This window comes from Ruegeria sp. CDSC085, from assembly GCF_059610465.1.
The window spans coordinates 1-13,186 of the sequence record NZ_JBXWNR010000035.1; the positions used below are offsets into that span (position 1 = coordinate 1).

Sequence of the window (13,186 nt, forward strand, 5' to 3'; positions counted from 1 at the left end):
GATCATGCGGGGCCCTGGGACTTCGGTTTTGCGATACTGGATCTGACGTGATGCCAGTTTTTCTTCAAATGGTCTCAGCCCTGTGGCTGAGAGCGCAAAATGTTCGAGTTTGAGCCTCACTTCGGAGCCGACGTTAGGTGTTCCTTCTTGACCCACCAGGTGGAGCACGGCGTCATCACCCGCATACAACCATGCTCCAGGAAACGGAAAATCAGGACGAACCCCGAGTCTCAAACCCAAGACCTCTTCATACCAAGTAACCATGTCAGACAACTTAGTTGTCACGATATTCACATGATCTAGTCGCTCAATTCTCATCTAAAAACCCTCAAGCACGAGCTTTCCTTTGGCCTTGCCACTTTCGAGGATAGCATGCGCTTTCATTAAGTTTGCAGCATTGATTGTACCAAGTGTATCGGTTGCTGTGGATCTGATCTTTCCATCGTCTATCAACCCGGCAACCTGATTCAGTATTTCGCTTTGACGATTCATATCTCCAGTCCCAAACAGCGACCGAGTGTACATGAACTCCCAATGCAAAGAGATCGATTTGGGTTTGAATGGCGCGATGTCAAAAGTCTCAGGATCATCGATCAACCCAAAGCGACCTTGAGGTGTCATCACCTCTCCGGCTTGAGACGCATAAAGCTGGGAATGGTTCGTTGAATAGATGAAATCCACACTTTCGATACCGAGAGCCCCGAGTTGTATGCCAAAAGGTTCCGCATGGTTTATGACATAGTGTGCGCCAAGCTCTTGAACCCAGTCTTGTGTCTCGGGGCGGGACGCCGTCGCTATCACTGTCAATTCAGTGAGAGCCCGGGCCAATTGAATGGTGATTGACCCGACACCGCCTGCGCCACCTATAACCAGCAAGGTATTTGTCCCGCCGGGAATGGCATCTTGGACTCGCAAGCGGTCGAACAGCATCTCATAAGCAGTGAGCGTCGTAAGCGGCATCGCCGCAGCCGCTGATGCAGGTATGGATTTAGGAGCAGCCCCCACGATGCGCTCATCCACAAGATGGTATTCGGCATTGGTTCCAGGCCGATTGATCGCCCCGGCATACCAAACGGTGTCTCCCGGTTTGAAAGTCTCGACCTCTTCGCCAACGGCTTCAACGATCCCTACGGCGTCCCACCCTAGAATGTCAGGTGCGGGACCCTCAGGAGCACGTCGTTGCCGAATTTTTGTGTCGACCGGGTTCACCGAAACGGCTTGCACTTCGACAAGCAAATCATGACCTGACGGGGTGGGTTTGTCTGCTTCGAATTCGATCAATGCATCCGCCTGATCAATTGGCCCGGCCCTACGAAATCCAACAGCTTTCATGGCGTGCTCCTCGTTCTGGTTCAAAATCAACCGATGACGGTCATCTCATTCAATGTGAATTCGGCGACCGCTCCGTCTGTCGCCGCCATGTATGCAGCCAGATGTGGGGCCCCCATATGAGTTTGCCAAAGCTCTCGGCTTTCCCAATTTTCATAAAACACGAAATGAGCCGGGTTATCGTTGTCTTGGTGCAGGTCGTAGTTGATGCAACCTTTTTCAGACCGGGTGATGTCGATGAGCTTGGTGAGCTCTGCTTTGACAAGGTCGATCTTGCCGGGGTTGGCTTTGATGTTGGCGACAATGGTCAGCTTGGCCATCAGGTCGTTCCTTTGCTGTTTTGATTGACGTTGTAGATTTACGCCGCCGACGAAACGGGATAAACAGACATTCATCGGAAATATAATCCGGAAATACCGACTAATGCTACTCGACAACCTCCGCCTCTTCCTGACCATCGCCGAGAAAGGCAGCCTTGTCGCGGCGGCCCGAGAGACAGGTCTATCGAGCACAACTGTCTCCGAACGGCTCGCTGCGCTGGAAACACACTACGGTGTGGTATTGTTCAACCGAACGACACGCTCAATCAGTTTGACCGAAGAGGGCCGGGTTCTGGTCGATGGCGCCAAGAGCGTTCTCAGTGAAGTCACAGACCTCGACACCCGCATTCGCCTCGGCGCCGAAACCCTTTCTGGCCTGATCCGCGTCAGTGCGCCCATTGATTTAGGTCGTGGTGTTGTCTCTGACGTGATCGCTGAATTCACCGAAGAGAACCCGGCTATGTCAATAGAACTGTCGCTATCCGATGGCTATGTCGATCTCGTGGGTCAGGGTTTTGACCTGGCTGTTCGGTTTGGGGACATCACCGACAGCTCACTTCGAATACGTAACCTCGGAAGCTACCAGCGGTTCGTCTGCGCAGCACCCAGCTATCTGGCGAAGTACGGAGCACCAGAACGGCCCGAAGACCTCGCAAATCATAACTGTCTGATAATGCGTTTCGGTAGTTCGCTCGACAACGTTTGGGAGTTTGGCTCAGGCCGAGAGCGCCGGCATGTCCCGGTCAAGGGAAACCGAATTGTAAATGATGGCTCGCTTATCCGCAGTTGGGCTCTGGCAGGCCACGGCATTGTGTTGAAGTCGGAACTGGATGTTGGCGATGATGTCAGAGCCGGAAAGCTTGTGGCACTGTTAGGCGACTTCCTCCCACCACCCAAGCCGCTACAAATGATGTTTCCACCCGGCCGAGCCCAACCTCGCCGAGTGGCAGAGTTCGCGCAGTATCTACGCCGGAAAATGGGTGCGATCTGACCCAAACGGGAACAGGCAGCTGCGAACTGTTCCAATAAGGCAATTCTTCAGCGTTCAGTTTCAAGATCACTCATCGACCCACAACCTTTTTGGAAGTCGCGCCAGACCCAGACCATTCGATCCTCAAACCACATTTTACCACCTGAGATCATAACGATTCCAAGGCAGATGAACCCGATATCGAACTTCCACAACATCTGTAGGGACGCGCATAGCGCTGCATCCCTATCATTAATTTTATTCAGAAAATCTGGGTGTCTTCGCCCATAATATTGCACAGCATTTGCGCATTAGTTTGCACGGTTCACTATACGCGCTCAATTGTCGATAGCCGTACAGTGGCTCGATCAACTTGAACGCACCGAAACTCAATCAAAAGTGCATTCTGATTGGAGCAATTCACCCCAAAATCGAACAACGCAACTCAATTGCGAGGTTAATCGCTCGACCATTTGCCGAACTCTTCGGGAAGGTTTCGCCAAGGGGCACCAGTCCGGGCGATCCAGAAAATCCCATCGAGAACACGGCGGTGGTTCGTGGGTTTTGCGCCCGTTCAGGGCGCGGACAGCCATGATAACACGCTTCAAGAACGTCCATTCCTTGTCCGACATCAGGTCTCGTGGCAAGCTGGTCTCCATTGCAGATACCAGCTTGAATAATACTTAAACCTCGGCGTGAATTCCTTTTGTCAACACGACCTAGCCCGCAATTGCGGTCGCGGCTAACCTGATGCACGATGCAGCGAAAGGAAACACTATGACCAAATCATTAAGAACTTGTTTGTCTTTGTGGTTGGTTGCAGTCGCTCCTGCGTATGCGCAACAACCTCCTCGCCTCGTTTTGCAGCTGACCGTTGACGCGTTTCGGGGCGATCTACCGGCACGCTACTTTGAGAATCTTGGGGAGGGTGGCCTTAAGTATTTACTAGAAAACGGTGTACACTATCTGGACGCCCATCACTGCCATGCCAATACAGAGACGGTTGTCGGACACGCTACATTGGCGACCGGGGCAACACCGGCAGTGCACGGGATGATCGGAAACATCTGGTTCGACAGAACCTTGGACCGCGTTGTCTACAACGTTGAAGACAGCACCGCTCCGCTTCTTGGAGATGGTGCTGGCGTCAATAACGATATTGAAATTGACCCAACACAGGCGGCAGCTGGCACAGATGGGCGGTCACCACGCGCTATGCTTGTTACGACGCTTTCGGACGAACTAAGCGCTTCCACTGCTGGTGCGGCCAAGGTCTTTGGAGTTTCAATCAAAGACCGTGGGGCTATTACAATGGCGGGACAAAGCGGCAAAGCCTTCTGGTTCTCAAAAGCCGCAAATCGTTTTGTCACAAGCTCCTATTATTACGACAAATACCCGGATTGGGTTTCCGCCTGGAATGACGCATCGCCGAGCGCCTCCTTTGAAGGAACCTCTTGGGAATTGATGCACCCAAAGGAAGCCTATCTCTTTGGCGACCGCGACAACCAACCATGGGAGACGGATGTCGCCGGGTTCGGCATAACCTTTCCTCATCGCTATTCTTCGACGCAAAATGGGTTTGACCCGCTAGAAAACCCCTACTTTACGACCTTTTTAACGCTTAGTCCCGCTGGCGACGATCTGACGGCGCAATTTGCCAAACGATTGATTGATGCCGAGGATATCGGGCAAGACGCGGTAACGGATTATCTGGCGATTAGCTTCTCGTCCGTGGACTACGTCAACCATGTGTTTGGCCCCTCCAGTCTTGAAGCCGAGGACACGATATACCGCCTCGATCAGACTCTCATGAATCTCTTCGCGTTTATCGACGACCGGATCGGGCTGGAAAACATTTTGATCGTTCTATCGGCGGACCACGGCACCACTGATGCGCCGGGCTATTTGGAGAGTGTTGGCATCCGAACTGGCCTTGTTGCTCCAGATACCTGGGACCCGACGGAACAGATAGCCAAGCTTAAGGAGCGGTTTCGGATCACCGGGAAATTGCTTGAGGGTTATAATCACCCCTATCTCAATATCGCCCCCGAAGTATTGGCTCGCAGTGATATCGATTTACCCACGCTGGAGTCAGCTATTGCAGAAGAGCTTCTATCCTTTCCCGATGTGGCATTCGCCGTCCCCGGTACGGCTATCGAAGCAAACACCCTGCCCGATACCGGCATCATGCGCCTGGTCCGCAACAACTATCATCCCACCCGATCCGGGAACATATACGTAGTCTTCAAACCCGGTTGGTTCATCGCAGACTTTGATGGTCTGTCCGTCACATCCACCCACGGGTCACCGTGGCGCGGTGACACACATGTGCCGATTATCTTTGCTGGACCGAACTTAAAACCACAACGGGTCGCACGCCGGGTTTGCACGACTGCTCTCGCATCCACACTTTCTGCCTTATTGAGCACGGCACGTCCTAATGGTGCGAGTGGTGAGGTACTACAAGAAGTCTTGGATTAGACCGCTGTAAAGCGCGAGACCTGATATCGAAGCGCGCTGGGCTAGACGGCATCTTCCACACGTTATCCGCATATTCGCAGCTTCCTGGCAACTACGGCACCCGCCCAACGCAGCACTCTTTAGCGTACTCAGCTGCGGAGCAGATCTTCACGGAACATAACGTTCTGGCTTCGGAGACTGAATACTCTCCAAATACTCAGCAATTTCGATAAGTCTGGAAGGAATACGCGTAACCAAACCGTTGCCCGTATCGAATTCGACAGCAGGGCCGTCATTCAATTCGGTGATTACCGGCATGTCATCGCGAGGTTCTTGTACTTTCAAGTAACCGTCCAAGATCGACATGACCTCCAACATGGGCCACACGCCCCCCCTTCGGTCGGAAATCTTTGTTAAATCAGCAGGCTCTGTTTTCAAAGCAGCTGCGTCAGGTCCTTTTCCGGATGCATCGATTCCGTGACATCTGGCGCAATGCTTAACAAAGAGGTCTTTGCCAAGGTCCGAAAAATCGTCGGCCGCAGATATCGTTGCAGCCAAAGAAATGACTATGCTCGCAACGATCATGAAGTGCCGCATAAGCCGGAGGTCCTTTGTTATACGAGAGTTTACTACAACAGAAATGGACCGACATCTTCCCCCGGTCAACATCGGTCCTTTACCATATAACATTCGCTATCCTGTGGCCCAAAACCGATTGATGGGGACAGGCAGCAGCGAGCTCAGAACAGCATCACCAATTAACATTCGAAATTTAGCATGTAATCACGTTCGTCTCTTTGACATAAATCATATGTCAACTCGCATTTAGCCAGAACTGGGCTCGACTTGCCAATTCGGCCAAAAGATCTTGAGTGTCTGCTTTCGCCTAGCTGACAACGGCGCTTCACAATGCTAGGCCTGCAATAGTCACCGGGTCAAAAAAGGTGCAAGTCCAGAACACCGGCAAACGGTCAATTGCTGACCTAGCGCCAAGAACACTAATCTACTGTTGGATGCTTTCTAAGAAAAACAATAACCCTGCTAACTCGCGCGGAGTGGGCGTCAAGACACCCTCGATTTCAACCGGAACCAGGTCTTCCGCCATTTCCCCGCCAAACTCCGGCATAACCCGAGCAAGATGGCTGTTTTCTGGGTCGCCATAGATGTAGCTTAGTGCCCGTGCTTGAGGGAAAGTGCCTCCGTTCTCCACGCTCAATGTTGTCAAATCTGTTAGCGCAACGGAAAGACCGCTGCTTGCCGGTCCACCGCCTCTACCATCCACACCATGACAAGAAGTACAGTTTTCTGAGAAAAAGGTCGCCCCATCAGCGCGAGTGGGCATGACGTCGGCGTCAGGATACAGATCTGTACACGACACTGTGGCCAGAGCAATAAATCCAGCCGACAAAATAACCCACCTTTTAGCGTGCATGCTCTACCCCGGTTTTTAATCCAGCCTACGGTCTATTATAGCGCATGGCAATGACAGCAACTGCGGTTAAAAATCAGGAAGGGTCAACTTTACAAACTCTTACAAGGACATGGACATTGCCGCTCACCATGGGCGGTGAAAGCTATTTCTAGACCTTCTATGTCTGTGGGCATTTCACTTTTGAGAATCTAAACAAAGTATACGACAATTTGGATTGGGAGATCCAAACATGCTGGAAACCTCGTCCCGAATAGTTTGGCTCGAAGCGATAGGGGCGATCCTAATGATCCTACTCGGGTCCGGGCTGCACTTTGCATTTGTTTTGCTAGGAAGTTGGACGCCAGTGGCGCTTGTGGCAGCTGTCAACGAGTCAATTTGGGAACACTTAAAGCTGGCTTTTTGGCCAGGATTGTTTTGGGCCTGCCTAATGCCGCTTCCACCCCGACTTACAAGAAGGGACGTATTTAGTGCTAAAGGAGTTAGCCTCGCAATTACTGCTATTTTGATTGTAATAGTATTCACAGCATACACAGCGATATTTGAGCGCAACTTTCTGTTGATTGATATTGGAATATTTGTTGCAGCAATTTGCATCGGCCAGATCGTGTCAATTCTGTTGCTTGCTTACGAAGATCGAATGCGTGCACTCATTCATGTATTCGGCCTGGTTCTCCTTGGGGTTCAAGCTGTCGCCTATAGTACCCTAACATTTTTCCCTCTTAATCATTGGCTGTTCATTGAAGCACATTCTGGCACGATAGGTATTCCTGCCCGTTAGATGGACAGTCGGTCCTATTGGCGACGCATGCTTGCATCCCCATGAATTAAAAAAACGATTTTCCCAAGCTTGACGGGCCTTGAACAGGGCGTTTGAGTATAGGTATGGACCGTTGGATTTCGGATTCGATTGCCAAGATCAATGCAGATGCTCACCGCTCTGCCGATACGCACCTTTTCAAGCTTCCCGTCCGGGGGCTGAAGGGCGTAGACATCTATCTCAAGGATGAAAGTACACATCCCACTGGCAGCCTCAAGCACAGGCTGGCACGTTCGCTTTTCCTCTATGCGCTTGTAAACGGGAAAATAAGGGAAGGGACACGTGTAATCGAAGCCTCGTCTGGCAGCACTGCCGTTTCAGAAGCTTACTTCGCCCGTATGATCGGAGTGCCTTTTACCGCGGTTCTCCCAAAATCTACCGCCAAGAGCAAAATCGACCTAATCCGGTTCCAATGTGGGGAAATCCACTTCGTCGATGCGGCGCCGGACATGCACAAGGCCTCGGTTGAACTGGCAGCTGAAGTCGGTGGCTACTTCATGGATCAGTTTAAGTACGCCGAGCGGGCGACGGATTGGAGAGGCAACAACAACATTGCAGAAAGCCTTTTTCGTCAGATGGAACGAGAGCCACATCCAATTCCATCGGTAATTGTGATGAGCGCGGGCACTGGCGGAACTTCAGCAACGTTGGGGCGGTACATTCGCTACAAAGGCTTTAACAGTGAATTGATTGTTGTGGACCCCGAAAACTCAGTGTTTTTTGATAGCTTTCGAACTGGAGACAGGACCCTGACCCGCCCCTGTTCAAGTCGTATTGAAGGTATCGGACGTCCCCGGGTAGAGAAGTCATTTTTGGCAGATGTAGTCGACCGTATGATCCAAGTGCCGGATGCGGCAAGCATTGCGACTATGCTCTGGCTTGAAGATCGGATCAGGCGGCGGGCGGGCCCATCAACAGGCACAAACCTTTGGGGGGCTTTGCAAATTGCGCAAGAGATGGAGGCTGCCGGACGATCTGGCTCCATTGTCACTATTCTGTGTGACGACGGAAACCGTTATCTCGACACCTACTACGATCCGGAATGGGTGATAGAAAACTTCGGCGAAACCGCTTCTTACGAAGCTAATTTGGCGAGATATCACTGAATTCAAACGAAGAGGACGGCATGAAAAGGATGAAATTTGTGTTTGCAGCGCTTCTAGCATCAATGGTCGCCGTGATGTTTTGCGCCACAACAGTTTTGGCCGCCTCCAAGGAAGCACAACGGATCATCGAAAACGCGGCTGCTGATTGCAAAAACTTCGAGAATGGAGAGTTTGATCAGGGTGACGCTGTGACCGAGATCGAGCTGCGCTCACAGTTTGGCGCGGTTAAGGCTGAACTCGTAGATGAAAGCCAGTATTCCTGCTCTTCTGCTGCCTCTATGTACTGCGGAACAGGGGGTTGCATGCTCAATCTTATCGTCGACGATGAGACCATGTCATGGCAGGCAACGGGTTGGCGTCTTATTGACTGGGGGCCTGACCGTATACTGCTTATTGGACGAGACGGTGGTTGGTGCGGAGGCGCAGGAGCAGAGGTTTGTTACGAGGCTCTGGTTTGGAGTAATGGGAAGATTCTAACCGTAGGTTCGTCGCCAGAGTAAGACCGCGCAGCGCTAGCGGTTGTTTTACGCGCTTGGCCTAATGGGCCAGAACTTTTGGATCGAGCTTTATCTGTTCGACGACGATTTCCTAAAATTTCAACTTATTACCGAAACAAAAAACTTTTTCGCGAGGGCGATGGCAGACATGAAGATGATAAAGCACCTGTCATAACGGGTCGCGACCCGGAACCGCTCTTTCAGCCGTCCAAATAAGTTCTCAATCTTGTGACGGATTCGATAAATCTTGGCAAAATGTGGTGCAAAATCTTTGCGGTTCTGTTTCGTTTCTCTGGATTCGCAAGACCCGCTAGTGAATAACCGCGTCGAGCCGCAAGCAGCCAGTGATGCTCACCTCAGAGAACGGCAGCACCGAACTCTAAGCCGACCTTCAAAGAGATATTGTAAACTTCGAATTGCGAGCAAATCAGACGTTCGGCCAGGTTCACGTTTTCAGAAAAATGAAGTCGCATTTCTTTTCTGGGCATTGGATCGGGCGATTGAAAGCTAAAGCCTAAATACTTCTGTGAGGGTAAGCCGATAGGAAGAACTGCCGAAAACAAGGTATTCAGTGAGAAAGCCAAATTGCTTAAGTGAGGGACGCCGTGACTTCTGAGAACGCCCTAATCTACCTGTCTGACGACGATCTCGGGGGTTTAGGCATCCAACCTTCTGAAGTTGCCGATGCCATCGAGGCTGCCCTAATAGCCAAGGCAGATGGAAAGCTTCACACTTCTCCCAAGACAGTCATCTTGCCCGCCGACGGGCGCTATGCAATGTCAACTTTGGCAATGGGAGATGATGGATTCATCGTGACCAAGCAGGTTACAGTGTGTCCGGATAATCCGGCGAGGGGTCTTCCTGCGATAAACGGTGCCATCATGGTTATGGATGCGCAAACAGGACAACTTCGCGCGGTCTTGGGGGCGAATTGGATTACGGCAGTCAGAACTGCGGCGCTGTCAGTGGTAGCAGCGCGCCGGCTTGCTGACCCTCATGCCGAGACGGTGGCATTTGTAGGCGCGGGTGTGCAGGCTCACTCCCACCTAGTCGCGTTTTCAGAACTATTTCCCCTGAAACGAATTCGCGTGTTCGGGCGTGGTAAAGAGAATGCCGACAAGCTTTGTCGTTTTGCTCGCGGCATGGGTCTCGAAGCCGAAACATGCGACAATGCCAAAGACGCTTTGAGTGATGCCGAACTGATAGTGACATCGATAACGTTGGACTACTCTATTGAACCCTTCTTGGATGCCCGATGGCTGAAGCCGACTGCCTTCGCCACCATAACTGATGCGTGCATCCCGTGGGTGCCGGCGCATATGACTGCTTTCAAACCGGTAATTGTCGACGACCGTTTTCAGGAATTGGAAAGCGACAAGCCGATGTTGCCATACGAGCAAATTGCCGGCGACTTGACGGAATTGGTCACTGGCAAAGTCGAAGTCCGAGCACGCAATAAACCGGCGGCTTTTGCTTTCAGAGGGATTTCATTGGGGGATTATGCTGCTTCGGTCCTCGCAGTTCGCCGGTTCACCGAAAAACCCGTGAAGTGAGGCCAAAGACATGAACACCCACTTTTATTTAGATAACGGAATGGTCGCTTTGGGCCCAGATTTGCCGTTCTCTGCGATCAGTTCAATTAGTTGGTCGCAGCCCAAAACGGACATACGAATTGGCACCGCAATGTTAAACTGGACGGGTAATTTGTTATCGAGATACTTGATTGCAGATTTCAGTTGATAGGAGTGCGCTACTTGCGCACCCCATTTCCTTGCATGGTGCCGTTTATTGCCGCTTCAGCATCCGTTTCGCAGCGGCTTCCAGACTTTCATAGCTGTCGCCAGACACCGATACGGCCACTTTCTGGATTGTTCCGCCTTCGAATTCTCCCGGTGTGCTGTACAGTTGGCTGACAGCGTCACCGCTATCGTATCCGATGCACAACCCATCCCCGGACAGCGTAAATTTGCCAGATTGCGCGCGCATGTCACCCGAAGCCACCTCCTGATCATCGATGTAGAGGTTCATCGATCCCAAGACCTCACCGTTGTCACCGGTGCCAGTCGCGTCAAACTCCATTCCCAGCGTGTAGGTGCCGGGTTCCAGCTCTGCGTTGGATTCAAAGGTCTGTTCGGGTTCAATTCCTAGGAAGTTGTAGGTGTAGTACAACTTCTTGTCCTTCACGACCAATGCATGGCCGCCAAAGCGTGAGCCGTGGGCAAAAATCACGCCGCTCGCGTCTGCATCTTCGATCTCGACATTCGCGAGGATCTTGTAGTCCCGCCCACGTATGTTGACGGCTACGCCTTCTGGCACACAGGTCGTGTTCGGATAGTAGACATAGGTGTCACGTGGGGGTTCGGCCGTTGGACGCTCGATTCCAAGGATCTCCACTGCGCTTCGGTCGTCGAGAGGCAATACATTGTTCTTGGCAGCCTCATCAAACCAGACTTGGATCAGCTCTTGCAACTTTTCCGGCTCCTGTTCGGCGAGGTTGTTTGCTTCGGAACGGTCGACGTCGACGTGATAAAGTTCCCAAACATCTTTATCGAAGTTGCTTGTCCCGGTCAGCGGCGCATGAACGGCGACAGCCTTCCAACCATCCTTCCAGATGCCGCGCGTACCAAGCATCGTGTAGTATTGCACCTCTTTTTGGGTGGGATCGTCCGGTTCCGCGTCAAACGTGTATGCCATCGACACGCCGGATAGAGGGTATTGTTCGACGCCATTGTTTGTCGTGGGCATCTCCAGCCCGGTGATTTCCAGAATAGTTGGAACGATATCAACCGAATGGTGATACTGGTGACGGATTTCTCCCCCATCGCTGATGCCGTTTGGCCAGGACATGACCAGCGGATCATTGGTTCCGCCAGCATAATTCGAATAGCGCTTGAACATCTTGAACGGAGCTGAGAAGGCAGCGGCCCAGCCTGTTGGATAGTGGTTATAGGTGTCTGGGCTGCCCAGCGTGTCGAGGTATTTCATATTCTCAGACAACTCGTCCGGAAAGCCGTTGAAAAATTTGTTCTCGTTAACAGATCCATTTGGAGACCCTTCACCAGAGGCTCCGTTGTCGGCGGCGTAGATGATCAGGGTGTTTTCATACTGTCCTGTTTCTTTCAGGTAATCGACAATTCGCCCAACCTGACTGTCGGTATATTCCGAGAATCCTGCGTAAACTTCGGCCATGCGAACGAAAAGTTTCTTTTCGTCGTCATTGAGAGTGTCCCACGGGCGAATGGTGTCATCCGGATTGGCGATCTCCTCGGGCAGGAAATTCAACTCCGTATTGACTGTGCCCTCAGGTACAATTCCCCTTTCGATCATGGCTTTGGTAATCTCTTCACGATAAACGTCATAACCTTCGTCAAAGACGCCTTTATATTTATCGGACCATTCCGTTGATGCGTGATGGGGCGCATGATTGGCGCCAGGGTTGAACCACATGTACCAAGGCTTTGATGGGTTTGTCGCTTTCTGGTCGCGCAGCATCGAAATAGCCTGGTCGGCCAAATCCTTGGACAAGTGGTAGCCGTCTTCTGGGCCATAGGGTTGTTCTATGAAACTGTTATCTTCGACAAGGTCAGGATACCATTGGTTGGTTTCTCCGCCCAGGAATCCATAGAATCGGTCGAAGCCCTGGTTCAACGGCCATTCTGTGCGGCTTGCACCCGAAGCGACGTCCTGCTCGGGGACGTTGTGATTCTTGCCAATCCAGAATGTGCTATAACCATTGGCCTGCAATACTTCAGCTATTGTGGTCACTTGCGGAGGCAACCGTCCGCTGGCCCCCGGAAACCCGTCCGCGGTTTCCGTGATCGCTGCCATCCCGTTGAGATGATGGTTGCGGCCGGTCAACAGTGTCGAACGCGTTGGTGAACACAGTGCAGTGGTATGCCATTGAGTAAACGTCAGTCCCTGTTCGGCAAGATCATCCATCGTCGGCATGTTGATTTTTCCACCGTAAGGGGACCAAGCACCCAAACCTGTGTCGTCATAAAGGACAAACAGGATATTGGGAGAACCTTCTGGTGCAGCCTTTGGCGTGAACGGCGTCCAGTCTGACTGAGAGTCTCTGACATCCAACTCGATCTTCCCGTTGAAGCCTGGATAGCCGAGAGGCTCTTTCATAACCGGGGCATCCTGTGCCAACACTGCAATCGGACTTAGGGCAATTATTGTCTGACGTCAGCACCAATGGGACAGTTTAGGTTGATTTGATAAGAGAGGGTTTCTGGCTCATCGTAACCGCCAA

The 13,186-nt window shown here is 51.8% G+C and carries 12 protein-coding genes and 1 pseudogene; 6 read left to right on the plus strand and 7 right to left on the minus strand.

All coding sequences use genetic code 11. The annotated features are described in order from the left end of the window. The 3 genes from AC2FJB_RS22305 to AC2FJB_RS22315 form a co-directional block, all read right to left on the minus strand. Positions 1-318, minus strand: a 318-nt coding sequence (locus AC2FJB_RS22305) for a VOC family protein (protein ID WP_496721079.1), incomplete at its 3' end; no start/stop codon positions are given. After that, positions 319-1,332: a zinc-binding alcohol dehydrogenase family protein gene (locus tag AC2FJB_RS22310; RefSeq protein WP_496721081.1), complete on the minus strand. Its 1,014-nt coding sequence runs from the start codon at positions 1,330-1,332 to the stop codon at positions 319-321. It lies immediately after the preceding gene. 26 nt (positions 1,333-1,358) lie between these two features. After that, positions 1,359-1,649: a putative quinol monooxygenase gene (locus AC2FJB_RS22315; protein ID WP_117870815.1), complete on the minus strand. Its 291-nt coding sequence runs from the start codon at positions 1,647-1,649 to the stop codon at positions 1,359-1,361. Between the two features lie 103 nt (positions 1,650-1,752). On the opposite strand from AC2FJB_RS22315, the gene AC2FJB_RS22320 reads away from it, so the two are divergent. After that, positions 1,753-2,640, plus strand: a complete 888-nt coding sequence (locus AC2FJB_RS22320; protein ID WP_496721083.1) for a LysR family transcriptional regulator — start codon at positions 1,753-1,755, stop codon at positions 2,638-2,640. A gap of 442 nt (positions 2,641-3,082) precedes the next feature. Here AC2FJB_RS22320 and AC2FJB_RS22325 read toward each other — a convergent pair. Next, positions 3,083-3,278, minus strand: a pseudogene (locus tag AC2FJB_RS22325) (transposase); the annotation flags it as partial. A 118-nt stretch (positions 3,279-3,396) separates the two neighbouring features. Between AC2FJB_RS22325 and AC2FJB_RS22330 the strand changes: the two are divergent. Next, positions 3,397-5,100 (plus strand): alkaline phosphatase family protein, encoded by a 1,704-nt coding sequence (locus tag AC2FJB_RS22330; protein ID WP_496721087.1) that lies wholly within the window; start codon positions 3,397-3,399, stop codon positions 5,098-5,100. A gap of 147 nt (positions 5,101-5,247) precedes the next feature. Here the strand turns inward: AC2FJB_RS22330 and AC2FJB_RS22335 are convergent, their stop codons facing one another. Together AC2FJB_RS22335 and AC2FJB_RS22340 are read right to left on the minus strand one after the other, a co-directional pair. After that, a complete protein-coding gene (locus tag AC2FJB_RS22335) occupies positions 5,248-5,664 on the minus strand; it encodes a c-type cytochrome (RefSeq protein WP_496721089.1) in 417 nt (138 codons plus the stop codon). 418 nt (positions 5,665-6,082) lie between these two features. Next, positions 6,083-6,511, minus strand: a complete 429-nt coding sequence (locus AC2FJB_RS22340) for a c-type cytochrome (RefSeq protein WP_496721091.1) — start codon at positions 6,509-6,511, stop codon at positions 6,083-6,085. A gap of 229 nt (positions 6,512-6,740) precedes the next feature. Between AC2FJB_RS22340 and AC2FJB_RS22345 the strand changes: the two genes are divergently transcribed. The 4 genes from AC2FJB_RS22345 (at position 6,741) to AC2FJB_RS22360 (ending at position 10,484) form a co-directional block, all read left to right on the plus strand. Further along, a complete protein-coding gene (locus AC2FJB_RS22345) occupies positions 6,741-7,289 on the plus strand; it encodes a DUF6512 family protein (RefSeq protein WP_496686303.1) in 549 nt (182 codons plus the stop codon). A gap of 104 nt (positions 7,290-7,393) precedes the next feature. Beyond that, positions 7,394-8,434 carry a PLP-dependent cysteine synthase family protein gene (locus AC2FJB_RS22350; RefSeq protein ID WP_496721093.1) on the plus strand — a complete coding sequence of 347 codons (1,041 nt, stop codon included), beginning with the start codon at positions 7,394-7,396 and terminating at the stop codon, positions 8,432-8,434. A 20-nt stretch (positions 8,435-8,454) separates the two neighbouring features. Continuing rightward, the gene (locus tag AC2FJB_RS22355) at positions 8,455-8,934 is read left to right on the plus strand and encodes a hypothetical protein (protein ID WP_496819115.1); all 480 of its coding nucleotides are present in this window, start codon (positions 8,455-8,457) and stop codon (positions 8,932-8,934) included. A gap of 602 nt (positions 8,935-9,536) precedes the next feature. Further along, positions 9,537-10,484: an ornithine cyclodeaminase family protein gene (locus tag AC2FJB_RS22360; protein ID WP_496721097.1), complete on the plus strand. Its 948-nt coding sequence runs from the start codon at positions 9,537-9,539 to the stop codon at positions 10,482-10,484. Positions 10,485-10,716: 232 nt separating this feature from the next. Here the strand turns inward: AC2FJB_RS22360 and AC2FJB_RS22365 are convergent, their stop codons facing one another. After that, a complete protein-coding gene (locus tag AC2FJB_RS22365) occupies positions 10,717-13,062 on the minus strand; it encodes an arylsulfatase (RefSeq protein WP_496721099.1) in 2,346 nt (781 codons plus the stop codon). Positions 13,063-13,186: the final 124 nt, after the last annotated feature.